General features: G+C 64.0%; 17 protein-coding genes. 8 read left to right on the forward strand and 9 right to left on the reverse strand.

Translation table 11 applies throughout. From position 1 onward, the window contains the following. Positions 1-91: 91 nt before the first annotated feature. The 7 genes from AC0L21_RS28070 to AC0L21_RS28100 all read right to left on the reverse strand — a co-directional run bounded on the left by AC0L21_RS28070 (position 92) and on the right by AC0L21_RS28100 (position 7,763). Complete coding sequence (locus AC0L21_RS28070; RefSeq protein WP_473264924.1) at positions 92-1,555, reverse strand: GH1 family beta-glucosidase; 1,464 nt, start codon at positions 1,553-1,555, stop codon at positions 92-94. A 714-nt stretch (positions 1,556-2,269) separates the two neighbouring features. After that, on the reverse strand, positions 2,270-2,677 hold the full coding sequence (locus tag AC0L21_RS28075) for a hypothetical protein (protein ID WP_473264925.1): 408 nt from the start codon (positions 2,675-2,677) through the stop codon (positions 2,270-2,272). A 59-nt stretch (positions 2,678-2,736) separates the two neighbouring features. Beyond that, positions 2,737-2,904, reverse strand: coding sequence for a hypothetical protein (locus AC0L21_RS28080; RefSeq protein ID WP_007612915.1), 168 nt, complete (start codon positions 2,902-2,904; stop codon positions 2,737-2,739). Positions 2,905-3,073: 169 nt separating this feature from the next. After that, complete coding sequence (locus tag AC0L21_RS28085) at positions 3,074-3,307, reverse strand: hypothetical protein (RefSeq protein ID WP_007601418.1); 234 nt, start codon at positions 3,305-3,307, stop codon at positions 3,074-3,076. Continuing rightward, positions 3,304-3,603: a hypothetical protein gene (locus AC0L21_RS28090; RefSeq protein ID WP_007601417.1), complete on the reverse strand. Its 300-nt coding sequence runs from the start codon at positions 3,601-3,603 to the stop codon at positions 3,304-3,306. The genes AC0L21_RS28085 and AC0L21_RS28090 overlap by 4 nt, the downstream gene beginning before the upstream one ends. A gap of 143 nt (positions 3,604-3,746) precedes the next feature. Continuing rightward, positions 3,747-6,251, reverse strand: a complete 2,505-nt coding sequence (locus AC0L21_RS28095; RefSeq protein ID WP_473264926.1) for a TonB-dependent receptor — start codon at positions 6,249-6,251, stop codon at positions 3,747-3,749. Positions 6,252-6,404: 153 nt separating this feature from the next. Further along, a complete protein-coding gene (locus tag AC0L21_RS28100; protein ID WP_473264927.1) occupies positions 6,405-7,763 on the reverse strand; it encodes a histidine kinase in 1,359 nt (452 codons plus the stop codon). 145 nt (positions 7,764-7,908) lie between these two features. Between AC0L21_RS28100 and AC0L21_RS28105 the strand changes: the two genes are divergently transcribed. Together AC0L21_RS28105 and fghA are read left to right on the forward strand one after the other, a co-directional pair. Next, positions 7,909-8,529 (forward strand): response regulator, encoded by a 621-nt coding sequence (locus tag AC0L21_RS28105; RefSeq protein WP_473264928.1) that lies wholly within the window; start codon positions 7,909-7,911, stop codon positions 8,527-8,529. A gap of 69 nt (positions 8,530-8,598) precedes the next feature. Next, a complete protein-coding gene (gene fghA / locus AC0L21_RS28110) occupies positions 8,599-9,444 on the forward strand; it encodes an S-formylglutathione hydrolase (protein ID WP_473264929.1) in 846 nt (281 codons plus the stop codon). 26 nt (positions 9,445-9,470) lie between these two features. On the opposite strand, the gene AC0L21_RS28115 is transcribed toward fghA, so the two are convergent. Beyond that, positions 9,471-9,974 carry a DUF3280 domain-containing protein gene (locus tag AC0L21_RS28115; RefSeq protein ID WP_473264930.1) on the reverse strand — a complete coding sequence of 168 codons (504 nt, stop codon included), beginning with the start codon at positions 9,972-9,974 and terminating at the stop codon, positions 9,471-9,473. A 126-nt stretch (positions 9,975-10,100) separates the two neighbouring features. Between AC0L21_RS28115 and AC0L21_RS28120 the strand changes: the two genes are divergently transcribed. The 6 genes from AC0L21_RS28120 (at position 10,101) to AC0L21_RS28145 (ending at position 14,969) form a co-directional block, all read left to right on the forward strand. Next, complete coding sequence (locus AC0L21_RS28120; RefSeq protein ID WP_473264931.1) at positions 10,101-11,282, forward strand: ABC transporter substrate-binding protein; 1,182 nt, start codon at positions 10,101-10,103, stop codon at positions 11,280-11,282. A 58-nt stretch (positions 11,283-11,340) separates the two neighbouring features. Beyond that, positions 11,341-12,273 (forward strand): YVTN family beta-propeller repeat protein, encoded by a 933-nt coding sequence (locus AC0L21_RS28125; protein WP_473264976.1) that lies wholly within the window; start codon positions 11,341-11,343, stop codon positions 12,271-12,273. Beyond that, positions 12,270-13,076, forward strand: coding sequence for an ABC transporter ATP-binding protein (locus AC0L21_RS28130; RefSeq protein ID WP_473264932.1), 807 nt, complete (start codon positions 12,270-12,272; stop codon positions 13,074-13,076). The genes AC0L21_RS28125 and AC0L21_RS28130 overlap by 4 nt, the downstream gene beginning before the upstream one ends. Continuing rightward, positions 13,073-13,921: an ABC transporter permease gene (locus tag AC0L21_RS28135; protein WP_473264933.1), complete on the forward strand. Its 849-nt coding sequence runs from the start codon at positions 13,073-13,075 to the stop codon at positions 13,919-13,921. Before AC0L21_RS28130 ends, AC0L21_RS28135 begins: the two co-directional genes overlap by 4 nt. After that, entirely contained in the window at positions 13,918-14,532 is a 615-nt protein-coding gene (locus AC0L21_RS28140; RefSeq protein WP_473264934.1) for a hypothetical protein, read from the forward strand. The genes AC0L21_RS28135 and AC0L21_RS28140 overlap by 4 nt, the downstream gene beginning before the upstream one ends. Before the next feature lie 137 nt (positions 14,533-14,669). Continuing rightward, a complete protein-coding gene (locus AC0L21_RS28145) occupies positions 14,670-14,969 on the forward strand; it encodes a copper-binding protein (RefSeq protein ID WP_063995428.1) in 300 nt (99 codons plus the stop codon). 126 nt (positions 14,970-15,095) lie between these two features. Here AC0L21_RS28145 and AC0L21_RS28150 read toward each other — a convergent pair whose 3' ends face one another. Beyond that, complete coding sequence (locus tag AC0L21_RS28150; RefSeq protein WP_473264935.1) at positions 15,096-15,653, reverse strand: PQQ-dependent catabolism-associated CXXCW motif protein; 558 nt, start codon at positions 15,651-15,653, stop codon at positions 15,096-15,098. Position 15,654 lies beyond the last annotated feature (1 nt).

Consider the following 15,654-nt stretch of genomic DNA (forward strand, 5'->3'; position numbering starts at 1 on the left):
TCAATGCGCGCTGGCGGAACCGCCTCACCCCACCCTCTCAGCGCAAGCCAAGCTCGTCGCGCCTCCGCAAGAACAGGGAGAGGGAGAGCAATCACACCCCCGCCGCGTTCTTCGCGATCACGTTGCGATAGAAGCTGGCGCTGAGTTTCGGCGTGCGCACCTGGGTGTCGAAATTGACGTGGTAGAGCCCAAAGCGCTTGTTAAGCCCGAACACCCATTCGAAGTTGTCCATCAGGCTCCAGAGGAAATAGCCGCGCACCGGCACGCCTTCCGCGGTGGCGCGCTGGAGCTGGGCGAGGTAGTTGCGCAAATACATGATGCGATCGGTATCGTAGATCTTGCCGTCGGGCGTCACAACGTCTTCGCCGGAGGTGCCGTTCTCGCTGATATAGATCGCGTCCGTCTTCCAGATCTTCGCCGCCAGCTTCGGCACCCAGTAGATCGTCTCGGGGCCGACGCGCAGCCAGTCCGAATTCATGTGCGGGAACGATTTCGGGATCGGCAGCGGCATGAAGCCCGCGCCCTTGTCGGAGGCCACCACGTAGTTCTGCGGCGCGTAGATGTTGAGGCCGAGGAAATCGACCGGTGAGGAGATGATCTTCAGCTCCGCATCGGTATATTTCGGCGCGTCGCGCCCCGCGAACTTCAGGAAGGCGTCGGTGTACTGGCCCGTCATGATGACGTTGAGATAGCCGGCGTTCATCTCGCGCAGCGCGATCTCGGCAGCACGGACGTTCTCGGGCGTGTCGATCGCGGGCGCGCAGGCGTCGATGTTCTCGGCCGGCCCCACCCTGGTGCCGCGGCGGCCATGGGCGCGCACCGCCTGTACCGCGAGCCCGTGCGCGAGCGCGCTGTTGTGCCTGATCTGGTTGACCTCGGCTTGTGGCAGCGTCACGCCCGGCGCGTCGATGCCGATGCCATAGCCGAAATGGACGAAGCGACCGCTCTCGTTCAGTGTGAACACGTTCTTGACGCGATCGGTCAGGTGCCCGGCGACATAGGCCGCGTAATCACCGAAGATCTTGCAGGTCTCCGTCGAGCGCCAGCCGCCAAACCGGTCCTGGAGCGATTGCGGCAGGTCCCAATGATAAAGCGTCAGCCACGGCTCGATGCCGTTCTTGAGGAGTTCGTCGACCAGGCGGTTGTAGAAGTCGAGCCCCTTCGGGTTGGGTTTGCCGTCGCCGTCCGGAAACAGCCGCGGCCAGGCCACCGAGAAGCGATAGGCCTTGCAGCCGAGCTCCCTGATGAGCGCAATGTCCTCCTTGTAGCGGTGATAGTGCTCGTTGGCGCGGTCGCCGGTCGAGCCATCCTCGATCTTGCCGGGGATGCGGACGAACTTGTCCCAGATCGAGGCCCCTCGCCCGTCCTCGTTGACCGCGCCCTCGACCTGATAGGACGAGGTCGCGGTGCCCCAGACGAAGCCCGCCGGAAAGCCGTCCCCGCTCCGTGGCGGCGATGCGGGCTTGGCGTCCGCCCCTCCGAGAGGATTGGCGATGCCGGCTGCGGACAATCCCGCCAGCGTGGCGAACTGGCGACGCGAGACCTTGTCCGACATTGATAGTGCTCCGGGGTGATGCTCTGGCGGCGGCACCATGGCGAATCGCCGGTCGTTTGAGAAGCGGGCGAGCGGAAGGCTGAGGATGCAGAATTGCCGAATGCGAACAAAGTTGTCCGAAAGGGGCCACGGCGATCGTCAGCCAAGCTTATCCCAAAGCCGAAATACCAGCCCCACGGTCGTTCGAATTACCAGCCCAATCCGGCGAGGAAGCTGTCGGTTCCCCCCCCATGCTTACAGAATGCCGTAAACCGCTCGGAAATTAGGACCAAAGTTCGCAAATATGGCGTATGGTGCACCATCGCCGCTCCGCTCTGGGCGATTGTCTGTCTGCACCGGTCAAGCAAGAGAACCACTGACTTAGGACGCGGTTTGACCGCATGAGACTGTGGTAACCTCTTCCGCTGAGCAAGCGCCTGCCCTGTCAGGGATACAACGACCGGCCCCACGCCAGAGCCACTGTGAATTCGAGGTAGATCTATGTCGTATGCCTACAAGCTGAATGAAGACGTTCGCCACCAGCCCCAAGGCCCACAAGGACGCGCCGCAACTGAGCCACCGATGATTTACACGATCGTCCAGCATATGCCCATCGAGGCCGATGGACGTCTCCGATACCGCATCAAGTGCAAGTCGGAGAAAATCGAGCGAGTCGTGACGGAAGATCAGCTTTCGTATTCGCAGTGAACTGCTCGATGACGGCGGCTCCCTCGCTCAGCGCGAGCGCTTCGGCAATTTTGGCAGCTTGTCGGGATTGAACGGCGGTATCTGCCGGGTTCGTTCTGGCGCGGGCGCCTGCTGTTCCGTTAGGATCAGCGTACCCTGAAGGATCATTCCCGGCGCTTGCGCTGCCGTCGCCGTGTAGGTCGCGACCTTGCCCGGGCAGTTTCCCTCGATGTCCAGCGTGAGCTCATCGTCGACACCGAACACCGTTGCGCGTCCGTCGGTATGGCGCTTCGTCGACACGGTGGCGGTGAAGCGATCGCCGTCGACCTTGCAAGAGCCGTGATAGGTCATCAGGCTGTCGCAGCCCCAGATCTGTCCGTCTGCGATATGGACGATCCCGGTCCCCTGATCGAGGGGCGTCTTGTACCAGGCGGCATAGGTGCCGTCCTTCAACATGGGAGCAGTCTCCCGGTATTCCCTCGCGCATCATCGACACGATCAGCGCTAACAAAGCGTTAATCGCGCGGCCCATGCCAATCGGGGCTATCCCTGCGCAGCTCGGCTTCCAGGTCTTCAATGATGCTGTGAAGCAGACACGCGGCAAGTGGATCGGTCACTTCGCGCTCCAACCGCCGGTAACGCGCGATCTGGAATTCCTGCTCTCTCAACTGGTGCTCTGTCATCGGACGGGCCCTCCGACAGATCGACGCCGAGACAGCCAAGTCGTTTCGTTACAATTTTAGGATCATTCGCTATGGTTTCCGATCGGTAAAAACAGCGCGACGCCAAGCTTCGCCGGCGCGCGGGATCATCGGAGGTTTCGAAAGGTCGATACGCCGACATGCGCCGCTGTTACGGCACGTCACCGCTTCTCCGGTTCTCACCGATGCTGTGCGGCTTGTTGAGGAAGAACTCCCGGTTGCCGAGAGCCGCCTCCGCGTACTGGTCGATCGCGACCTGGATGGCCTCGATGTGCATGCGGCACCAGCCCTCGAGGCAGGACAGGCGCCGCGCATGATGGAGAGCCTTTAGAAACTCCGGCGGCTCCTGCATGTCGGAGAAGTAGGTCGGCCTCTCCCCCTTCATGCTCGTGCCATCTCTCGCGGCGGAACAAGACGGCGCTTCTCGACACCGACGCGCGACGGCATCGGCCGACGGCGGGGAACAAAGAGGCTGGCGACGACGATCGGGTCGGTATCTCCGAGCGCGGCCCGCTCCTGAACGAGCCCGCTCATCACCGTGCGCATCTTCATGACTTCGCCTGCGACGAAGCTGCAGTCCTCGTCCCTGTTGATCTGCTCATGCATGATGGCCTCGGCTTCGCGCATGCTGACGCGCAACGCCCTGATGATCCTGCGGATTTCGTTAATGCGGTTGTCCATGGCTCGCTCCCTTGGCTGGACGAGCAGCATAAGAACAAAACATGAACAATGAGTCAATCGGCTTGAGGTAGAACAGAGCCGGCGTGACACGCCGTTTCGCGCGGTGCCACCCCGCGTCAGCCCCCGGGCTTACCGAGCCAAGATCAGAACGTCACCCGCATCCCCGCATAGAAGGCGCGCGGTCTTGCCGGGCTAAGCGAGCGCGGGTCGGTGAACTCGGCGGCGCCATTGGTGAAGTTGGGCACGGCTGTGCGGTCGAAGAACTGTCCATAGGTCGCGTAGCGCCTGTCGAAGATGTTGTCGATCTTGCCGTAGAGCTGGACGTTCTTGGCCACCTGGTAGGACGTGTGCAGGTTGAACACGGTGTAGGACGGCAGCTTCGCATATTGGTTGGACTCGTCGCCGACCAGATATTGGCTGGAGACGAACAGCGCGTTGCCGCCGACTTTCCAGACGTCGGTGACGGCATAGTCGATGCCGACCTTGACGCGATGGCGCGGGATCGCCGGGAGCTGGTTGCCGGGCAGCACCTGAATGGTCTCGGTGACAGTATCCCTGAACGGGCTCTCGGAACCGAGCGCGAAAGCGTCGAGATAGCGTGCGTCGACGAACGCGTAGCTCGCCTGAAACTGAATCGTGGGCGACTTGATGTTGATCTCGGCTTCGAGCCCCTGACGCCTGGTACGGCCGACGTTGGAGAAATAACCGAAGCCGGTGCGGCCGACTGCGGGAACGGCGACGATGTCGTCGTAATTGGTGGCGCGGAAGCCGCCGATCTTCCAGCCGAGCGTGCCGATGTTCAGGTCCCTGCTGCCGCGCAGGCCCGCTTCCACGGTCTTGGACACCACCTGCTTCAATGGCGGATCGGAGACGAGAAACGCGGCAATGAGACAGGGACGAGCTGGATCGGAGCAGCCTAGCTCCAGCGGAGTCGGAACGCGGTTGGCCTCTGAATAGCCGGCATAGGCCGTCAGCTCCGGCGTGATCTTGTAGGTGCCGCCTATCACCGGATTGAACCGGGTGAAGGTGTGATCGCCGTTGAGATCGGTCCCGAGCTGATCCTCCAGCGTGATGCGCGCCACGTTGAAACGGCCGCCGCCGGTGACGGCGAAGGCGTCCGTGATATTGAACGTGTCCATCGCGTAGAGGCCGTTATATTGATTGACGGTCCGCAGCGAGACAGGGCCGGCAACGGTATCAGGTACGCCGGTCGGCCCCAGGAACAGGCCGGCGCCGCTGACGACGTAATTTTCTCCGATCGTGCCGATTTCGGCGGTGGCGTTATAGCGCGTGACACTGGCGTCATAGGTCGCGCCCATCACGAAGCGGTTGTCGTGGCCGAACAATTGATCGGTGTTGGTGGCCTGCCCCGACACGCCGAAGGTGGTCGAGCGTATCGAGCTGCGGTCGATCTCGCCGAGGATGGTCCCGGACGCGAAAGGATTGGCGAGCGGCAGACCGTTCACACCGTTTGCCGGTGTGGCGCCGTCGCCGAAGCAAAGAAGGCCGGTGAGCCCCGGATCAGTGCATTCCTGCGCGTCGGTCGGATTGCCGTCCACGAGCTTCTGCTCGTAGCGGCGCACATGAGCGGTGCCTTCGAGCGTCCAGGTCGGCGTCGCATCGACCTTGCCCGTCAGATTGAGATAGCCGACGCGATTGGAGGTGGTCTGCGGTGACGTGTAGGTCGCGCCCCAATATTTGTCGAGCAGCTCGGCCGGAACGGTGGCGCTGGCGCCGAAATCGTTCTTGGCGACGCCCATGTTGGCGTGGAATTCGCTGTCGCCGGCCTTGTAGCCGACGTCGCTGTAGAAGCGCCGCACATCCGATTGGGAGAAATTGCGGAAGCCGTTGTCGTGCAGGCCTTCGAGCGCGGCATAGACGCCGTAGTTCTTGTCGACCGTCTTGCCCCATTGCGCCGAGCCCTGGATGCGGCCGAACGAGCCGCCCATGAGATCAAGCTCCGCGCCCTGATAGGTGAAACCGTCCTTCATTTGCAAATTGATCGCGCCGCCCAGCGCGTTGAGGCCGAAGGCGGGATTGTTGGTCACGAGCGTCACCGACCGGATCGCCGCGGTCGGGATCAGGTCCCAGTTGACGGCGTCTGAGAAGGCTTCGTTGATGCGAACGCCGTTCTGATACACGGCGAGGCCTTGCGGCGTGCCCGTCACGGGCGAGGCAACGAAGCCGCGGAATTCGACATCCGGCTGAAACGGATTGCCGGTGACCTCGCTGATGTTGACGCCAGCGATGTTGTCGCGAAGCGCGTCGGTGATGTTCAGCGAGCCGGTGCGCCTGATCTGGCCGGCGTCGACGGCGTTGATCGCCGACGGGACCTTGTCGACGTCAAGACCTCTGCCGGTACCCGGCGCGGTCGGATAGACGTAAAGGCGCGTCTTGGGGCTGGCGGATGACGGCGCGCCGATGTGCGCAACCGGACGCGATGACGCGGTGCGCCGCGCCGTTGACGGCGGCGGCGCCGTCACCTCGACCGGCGGCAGGTTCTGGACGTTGGTCTCTTCATCCTGCGCGGCTCCCGCGGGGACCGCGAAGACGGAGACCACCCCGGCAGAAACCGAGGCCATCAACAAACAACGCTTGAACCCAAGAGGCTCGAACCCAAAACGCTTGAACCGAACACGATCGCCCATCCCAGCCTTCCCATCCGTCACCGCCGGCTGTTTTGATTTTCGCCGGTTGGTCGAAACGAGTGTAATCGGCGGCGATGCGTGCGCCAGCCACAAAAGGTCGGGGCATATCCGCACCCATTTTCCCGACCAAATCGGGAATTTTTCCCGACGCGATCAGGCCGCCGCCGTCGGAACCAGTGCTTCGACGGTCAGACCGCCATCACCGGACACGACGTTGAGCGTGCCGCCCAGCGCCAGGATTCGCTCGCGCATGCCGACGAGCCCGAAGCCGAGCTTCTGGCCCGGCTCCATGCCACGGCCATTGTCGCTGACCCGCACCCGGGCGCAGCCGCGGCCGTCACTTGCCGTCTGCGCCACCGGCTCGATGACGACATTGACCGAGGTCGCGCCGGCGTGGCGGAACACGTTGGTGAGCGCCTCCTGTACGATGCGGTAGATGGTGAGGTCGGCGGTCTCGCCCGTGACGCCAAGCGCCGGCGAGATCGCGGTCTCGATGGTGACATCGGGATGCGACTCCCGCCACAGTCGCGACAGCGATTCCAGCGCCTGGCGCAGGCCGAGCTCGGCCAGGCCGACGGGACGGAGGCGCTCCAGCACGCGGCGATTGAACTGCTGCAGCGCGTTGATCTGCTCCAGCATGGCACTGCCGTGTTTTCGCACGGCCTCCGCACTCGGGGCGCGTCCGTCCGCCTGCTTCGCCAACGCGCTGGCATGCGCGCGTAGCGAGAACAGGTAGGGCCCGAACTCGTCATGCAGCTCGCGCGCGATCTCCTTGCGCTCGACATCCTGGAGCGACACCGTGCGCTCGGCGAGGCGCCGCTTGTCCTCAATGGCGTCACTGAGCGTCGCCGCAAGATGGTTGAGCTTGGTGCAGATCGCGGCCAGTTCCGGCGCGCCGCCCGGCGCGACGCGCGCCTGATAGCGACCGTCTTCAAGCTCGGCCATCACATCCGCCAGGGACTGGAGCGGCGCCAGTGCCCGGCCGACCACATTCATCATCACCAGGAACAGCGCCAGCGCGATCACCGAGCCGACCTCGAGCTGGGTCACGATGGCGTCCCAGATCTCGGCGATCTCGTCATCGGGATGGGAGGTGATAAGCAGCGAACCCGGCTTGCCATGGATGGAGACGGGTACGCTCACCGCGGTCTGCTCGGGATGCACCAGGCTGACGAACCAGGCCGGCGGCGCGCGGGTGTCGTCATCGGCGTCGGTCCGCGGCTGCGTCAGCGGACGACCGGCTTCGTCCCGGAGCGCGATGCTGACATGGCGCAGGCGGCTGAGGTCGCGTGCGATCTGATTCAGCCTCGCATCCGGATCGGGCGCCTCGTTGAGATCCGCAACGATCATTTCGATGAATTCGCGCGCGAGCCGGATCACGCTCTGGTCCTCGGCCTGCACGCGCGGCCCGGCTTCCGCAACCTGGCGGCCGATATTGACGGCGAGCCCCAGCGCCAGCAGCAGCGCCAGCAGCAGGTTGATGCGCCCGCGCAAGGATAGATTTTGCCACATTGGTCTCGCCCGTGCCCCCGCGAAGGATCGGCTTGCGCCTGTCCGATAACGTTGACAGAGGCGAAGCGCCCGATATCTAATCGAAAGCGTACAGCAATCCCGGCCGGGCGCGAAACAGGCCAAGACGCTGTCGCGAGGAACGCCTATGCGCATTTTGATCGTCGACGATCATCCCATCGTCGCCTCCGGCTGCCGTGCCGTGCTGGCCGACGAGGGCGAGATCGAGATTTTGGAGGCCGCCGACGCCGAAGACGGCGAGTGCGTCTTCATCGTCGAGCGCCCCGACCTCTCGATCATCGACATCAACCTGCCGACCGTGTCCGGCTTCGAGCTCGCGCGCCGCATTCTCGAGCGCGCCCCCGATGCCCGAATCATCATGTTCAGCATGAACGACGACCCTGCTTTTGCCGCGCGTGCGATCGAGTGCGGCGCCAAGGGCTACGTCTCCAAGACCGGCGACCCCGACGATCTCGTCGAGGCGATTCGCATCGTCGGCGGCGGCGGCACCTATCTGCCGAGCGCGATCGCGCGCAGCATCGCCTTTGCCGGACCCGCGCTGGCGCAAAGCCCGCTGTCGAAGCTGAACGCGCGCGAGATGGAGATTTTGCGGTTGCTCAGTGCCGGAAAGAGCCTTTCCGAGATCGCCTGGCTGGTGCAGTCGTCCTACAAGACTGTCGCCAACACCTCGTCCATCATGCGCCAGAAGCTCGGAGTGAAAACCTCCGTCGAGCTGGTGCGGCTGGCGATCGACTGCGGCGTGGCCTGACGGCGCCACGAATTCGGTCACACAAGCGTTGCAATCCTGATGTGGTTTGATGCCACGGAGCATAATGGCATGACGATCCAGACTGTCTCGACCAATACATCCTATGGCGGCGTGCAGGGCGTGTATCGCCACGCCAGCCAGGCGACCGGAACCGACATGATGTTCTCGGTCTATGTTCCCCCGCACGCGCAGGGCGCCAAGCTGCCCGTGGTCTGGTATTTCTCCGGCCTCACCTGCACGCACGCCAATGTCACCGAGAAGGGCGAATTCCGCAAAGCCTGCGCCGAGCTCGGCCTGATCTTCGTGGCGCCCGACACCAGCCCGCGCGGGTCCGACGTCCCGGGCGATGCCAACAATGCCTATGATTTCGGCCTAGGCGCCGGCTTCTATGTCGATGCGACGGAAGCGCCGTTTTCGCGCAATTATCGCATGTGGAGCTACGTCACCGACGAACTGCCGAAACTCGTGGCGGAGAATTTTCCGGTCGATGCGAAGCGCCAATCGGTGATGGGCCATTCGATGGGCGGCCATGGCGCGCTGACGGTCGCGCTGCGCAACCCGCATCGTTTTCGCGCGGCCAGCGCCTTTGCGCCGATCGTGGCGCCGTCGCTCGTGCCCTGGGGCATCAAGGCGCTGACCGGCTATCTCGGGCCGAACAAGGATATGTGGCGCAGCCACGACACCGTGGCGCTGATCGAGGACGGCGCGAAGTTTTCAGGCTTCCTCGTCGACGTCGGCGAGGCCGATAATTTCCTGAAGGAGCAGCTCAAGCCGGAGCTGCTGCAAGCCGCCTGCAACAAGGCGAACATCCCACTGACGCTGCGACGACAGGCGGGGTATGATCACAGCTACTACTTCATCTCGACCTTCATGGGCGATCACCTGCACTGGCATGCGGAGAGATTGAAGGGGTGAGCTTTCTGCCTCTCCCTTGGAAGACTCTACTCCGGCTTGCCGTAATTCGGTGCCAGCAACCGGTTGCGGATCAGATAGCTCATCGTGCGCGTCCAGGATTCATCCGTGTTGCCGCGCATGTCGGCGCTGGCAGCCGTGATCATGTTGCCGGTCTTCACGTCGCGCAGGTAGATGTTCAGATTGATGATCAAGTTCGAGACCTTCTGCACCATGCCGGTGATTTCCAAATCGGCACCCAACTGCCCGGCAAGCTTGAGGTCGCAGCCGCCGCAGGCCTGCAGATTGGCGTGACGGGCCGCATCCCGGATCGGCGCGATATCGAGCAGCTGGAACCTGCCTGACTCGACCAGTGCCTTGCGCAACTGCTCGCTGATCAGGTCGAGCCGCGCCTCCTCGGGCTTGGATCCGTAGAACTCGCCGGGCAGGCTGGTGTCGATCAGTTCGAAATCGAACACCGCGAGCTTCGGCGGATCGGCGAGCGCGACCGAGCCCGTCAACAGCAAAGCGGCGAAACATATCAGCGCTCGCATGATCGTGATTCCCGGCGTGGCAACGTGAGGACGAAATGCGGGGTTGCATGGCCTGACAAATCGGTCATGCTTTAGCAGAGACAATTCTCCATCGGCGGTCAAGCCGGGGAGTTGTGCGGAGGAAACATGATCCGATGGTTGGTCGGCCTGATCGGCCTGGGTGTTGCTGCGACGAGCACGCTCGCGGCCGATCCCGTCATGATCGGCGTCGGCTATCTCGGAATCGCCGGCACCAGATCGACGCTGTCGCTGGTCGAGCAGCCCGCGGAGAATGACGGCGTCGCCGGCGCACGCCTCGCCGTCGAGGACAACAACACCACCGGCAAATTCCTCAACCAGCGCTTTGCGCTGGAGGAGCGGCGTATCAAGGAGGGCGAGGATGCCGTGCAGGCCGCAACCGAGCTCGCCTCACGCAACGGCTTCATCATCGCCGACCTGCCGGCCGACGCGCTGCTGAAAGTCGCCGACGCCCTGCGCGAGCGCGGCACGCTGCTGTTCAACGCCGGCGCGATCGACGAGCGGCTGCGCGAGGCCGATTGCCGTGCCAACGTCATCCACACCGCGCCGACGCGCGCGATGCTGGCCGATGCACTCGGCCAATATCTGGTGTGGAAGCAGTGGAAGCGCTGGCTGCTCGTGGTCGGCTCGCATGACGAGGACAAGCTGTTCGCCGATGCGCTCCGGCGCACCGCGACCCGGTTCGGCGCCAAGATCGTGCAGGAGCGCAGCTTCGAAGACAAAGGCGGCGCACGCCGCACGGACTCGGGCGTGACGCTGATCCAGCGCCAGATGCCGGTGTTCACGCAACAGGCTCCGGCCTACGACGTGCTGGTCGCCGCTGACGAGAGCGAGGTGTTCGGCGCCTACCTGCCCTATCGCACCTGGGATCCGCGACCTGTCGCGGGCTCTGCCGGCCTGGTGCCGCGGAGCTGGGACGCCGCGCAGGACCAGTGGGGCGCGGTCCAGATGCAGAACCGCTTCGTCAAGCTCAACGCGCGGCGGATGACCGCGCTCGACATGCAGGCCTGGACGGCCGTGCGCATGATCGGAGAGGCCACCTCGCGCACCAATTCCGGCGACGTCAAGAAGGTCACCGATTTCATCAAGGGGCCGGATTTCTCGGTCGCCGCCTTCAAGGGCACAAAGCTGACCCTGCGCGACTGGAACCTGCAGCTGCGCCAGCCGATCCTGCTGGTCGACGGTCGTATGGTGGTGTCGGTGTCGCCGCAGGAAGGTTTCCTGCACCAGGTCTCCGAGCTCGACACCCTCGGCTATGACCGCCCGGAGAGCAAATGCAAGCTGAAGTGAGGACATCAAAGTGAGGACCTGGACGTTGCGCGCGTGGCGCGTTGGGTTGCTGTCCGGAATGGCACTGGCGGCGGCGCCGGCGCATGCGTTCATCGCCTATGTCTCGAACGAGAAGAGCAACACGGTTTCGGTGATCGACACCGACAGCTGGACGGTGACCAAGACCATCAAGGTCGGCCAGCGCCCGCGCGGCATCGACTTCACGCGCGACGGCAAGTTCGTGATGGTCGCGGTCGGCGACGACGACACCATCCAGATGATCGACGCCAAGACGCAAACCGTGGTGGACAGCCTGCCCTCCGGGCCCGACCCTGAATTGTTCGCCCAGGATGCCGCCGGCAAGGTCCTCTATGTCGCCAACGAGAACGACAACACGGTGACCGTGATCGACCTCGAGAAGCGCGCGCGCATAGGCGACATCCAGGTCGGCGTCGAGCCCGAGGGCATGACCATCAGCCCGGACGGCAAGACGCTGATCAACACGTCCGAGACCACCAACATGGCGCATTTCATCGACACGTCGTCGCGCCAGATTGTTGCCAACGTGCTGGTCGACGCGCGGCCGCGCTTTGCCGAATTCAAGCACGACGCTTCGGAATTGTGGGTGTCCTCGGAGATCGGCGGCACCGTCTCGATCATCGATCCTGGAAAGCACGAGGTGACCGGCAAGATCAATTTCGAGATTCCGGGGTTGAGGAAAGAGGCGATCCAGCCCGTCGGCATCGGCATGACCAAGGACGACAAGACCGCCTTCATCGCGCTCGGTCCCGCCAACCGCATCGCCGTGGTCGATACCGGCTCGCGCAAGGTGACGAAATATCTGCTGGTGGGACAACGGGTCTGGCACATGGCCTTCACGCCGGACGAGAAATTTCTGCTGACCACCAACGGCGTGTCCAACGATGTCTCCGTCATCGACGTCGCCGCTCAAAAAGTGATCAAGACCATTCAGGTGGGCGAACTGCCCTGGGGTATCACGATCGCGCCATGACCAGCCCTGCTCCCATCACCGAACAACGCGAAACACCAAGGCCCGATCCGGCGGCCGTGCCCGCGCTGTCGATCGACAGCGTCAGCCACGCCTATGGCCCGCGCCGCGCGCTGATGGACGTGTCCTTCAACGTCCAGCCCGCGAGCTTCACGGCCCTGCTCGGCCTCAACGGCGCAGGCAAGAGCACGCTGTTCTCGCTGATCACGCGGCTGTTCGGGATCCAGTCCGGCCGCGTCGGCATTTTCGGTCATGACATCAGCAAAGCCCCCGGCGAAGCGCTGCGGTTGCTCGGCGTCGTATTCCAGCCGCGCACGCTCGATCTCGATCTGTCGCTGACGCAAAACCTGCTCTATCACGCCGCACTCCACGGCATCAGCCGCCGCGAGGCTCGGGCGCGAGCCGCCGAGCTGCTCGATCGCATCGGGCTTACCGAGCGCGCCAGCAGCAAGGTGCGCGATCTCTCGGGCGGGCAGATGCGGCGGCTGGAGATCGCCCGTGCGCTGCTGCATCGGCCACGCCTGCTGTTGCTGGACGAGCCCACCGTCGGCCTCGACGTCAAGGCGCGCGCCGACATCATCAGCCATGTGCGCCAGCTCGTGAGCGAGCAAGGCATCGGCGTGCTCTGGGCCACGCATCTGTTCGACGAAATTATGGCTGGTGACGATCTCGTGGTGCTGCATCAGGGCAAGGTGCTGGCGCAGGGACCGATGAGTCGCGTCGTCGCGCAAGCCGGCGCGCAGGACGTCAACACCGCCTTCATGCGCCTGACCGGCGCGCAGACCTTGCCGGGCGGCGGCGCATGAGCAGCATCACCACGCGCGAGGCGCCACGCGGCTTCTCGGCCGCCGAATACATGACCTGCCTCACGGGCATCGTCTGGCGCGAGGGACTGCGCTTCCTGCACCAGCGCGAGCGGTTCGTCTCGGCGCTGGTGCGGCCGCTGGTGTGGCTGTTCATCTTCGCCGCCGGTTTCCGTCAGGTGCTCGGCATCTCCATCATCCCGCCCTACGAGACCTACATCCTCTACGAGGTCTTCATCGCGCCCGGGCTGATGGCCATGATCCAGCTCTTCAACGGCATGCAGTCCTCGCTCTCGATGGTCTACGACCGCGAGATGGGGAACATGCGCACGCTGCTGGTAAGCCCCCTGCCGCGCGGCTACCTCTTGTTCTGCAAGCTGCTCGCGGGCACCGCGGTGTCGCTGCTCCAGGTCTACGCGTTCCTGCTGATCGCCTGGTTCTGGGACATCACCCCTCCTCTATCAGGCTATCTCACCGTGCTGCCGGCACTGATCCTGTCCGGACTGATGCTGGGCTCGCTCGGCATGCTGATCTCCTCCGGCATCAAGCAGCTGGAGAACTTTGCCGGGGTGATGAATTTTGTCATTTTCCCGATGTTCTTCGCTTCGTCGGCGCTTTACCCGCTCTGGCGGGTGCAGGAGGGCAGCCCCTATCTCTACTATGTCTGCGAGGCCAATCCGTTCACCCATGCGGTCGAGCTGATACGTTTTGCATTCTACGGGCAAATCAACTGGATCTCGCTGGCGGTGGTCGCGACCTGCACAATCGTCTTCATGATCGGCGCGATCTATGCCTATGATCCCTCGCGCGGGCTGGCGCGACGGGGCCCTGCGGGAGGCGAAGGATGACGGTTCGGGTTCTGGCCATGGCCGCTCTGATGCTCGCAGCCGTGAGCACGGCAGCACGCGCGGCCGATCCGCGCTATCCGGATTGGCCCTGCACGCAGGCAAAAGTGCCGGAAATTTCGCTCGCAGCCGTTTGGGCCGGTCCTTCGCTCGACGACGTGCAGAACAAGTGGAAGGACGACGCCAAAGTCAGCGCGCTGGTCGCGAAACTGTCGGCACGCAAGACGCCGCTGGACGAGGCCGAGAAGTTGGTGAAGGAGTTTTTGGCAGGCTCCGCGTCCGACAAGACCGCGAATGCGAAACTGCTGTTCGCAGGCCTGTTCGACACGCTCAACGCTCAGCGCTCGCAGGTCATGAGCGGGCTGGAGCGCGTCAGCCGCAAGCAGCGCGAAGCCGCCGACAAGATCCGCGAGGAGAGTGTCCAGCTCCAGGCGCTCCAGGGCGCCACGCCGCGCGACGAGGCGAAGGTCGATGCGCTCAGCAACGAGCTGATCTGGAAGACCCGCATTTTCGAGGACCGCCACAAGGTGGTGCGGTTCGTCTGCGAGGTTCCCACCACCATCGACCAGCGGCTGTTTGCGCTCGGACGCGTGATCCAGCAGGAAATGGAATAGCGTCAGCCTCATTGACCGCTTGCAGCAGGTTCCCGCGCCTCCATTGCGGTTGTTAACCCGCCGCCGCGCTATATGCCGGAACCAAATCGGTCTAGGATGTCTTGTCGATGGGTAATCCAAGGCATCGGGAGGCCTCGATGGGAACCACGAAATTCATCCTCGCAGGCGCTGCGGCCATCAGCATGCTCGCAAGCAGCGCATTCGCTGACGATCTGACCGGAATGGTCACCCGGATCGATCGGCTCAACAGTACGATCTCGATCCAGCAGACGCAGAAGGGCACAGTCGGTGGCAGCGCAGGCGGCGCCGGCGCGCTCCAGCAGTACAAGGCCAAGGATGCCGCGATGCTCGACGCCGTCCACGCTGGCGACCGGGTGAGCTACTCTGCGACCGACAATAACGGCACGGGCACGCTGACGAAGTTGCAGAAGCAGTAGGCTTTCCTCGCCTCTTCCCACGTGCGACAGGGCGTCATGGCCGGGCTTGTCCCGGCCATCCACGCATAGCCACGCGGCACGAAGAACTTGGATGCCCGGGACAAGCCCGGGCATGACGATCTCTGCCTACTGCTCCGGCCGCGGCTCGGGCTGCGCCTCCTCAGTGGGTAGCTTTGCACGCTCCCAGCCGTCGGTGCCATCGGGATACCAGGCGACGTTGGAGTAGCCGTACCCGAGCGCGCGCTTGGCGGCGTTCCAGGACATCCAGCAATCGGCCAGGCAATAAATCACGAGCAGCGCGGTCTTGTCGCCGTGTGATGCACGCGCGAGGCCGCGCTGAAAGTAGTCGTCCATGGCGGGCGGCAGCATGCCGTAGCCGGTATCCGGCAGCCAGATGCTTCCCGGAACATTTTTGCGCGGCGCCTCGCGCCAGACGGTACCGGCTGGAAGATTCTTCGGCTTCGGCGCGCGCGGCAGCACGTCGACGAAGGCGCCGCTCTTGGCGTGCCAGATCGCCTCGGCTTCTGACGTCGACAGTACGCGCGCGCCGCCGAGCGTCGCCGGCACAGGCGCGCGGTAATTATCGGTGCGATAGCCCTCGGGCTCGAACGGCTCCTGCTGCTGCGCGACGACCGGCGCCACCAGCATGGCGGCGACCAGCGCAGCGACAACGCGCCGCCTCATG

The sequence above is a fragment of the Bradyrhizobium sp. WSM4873 genome (genome assembly GCF_055811355.1).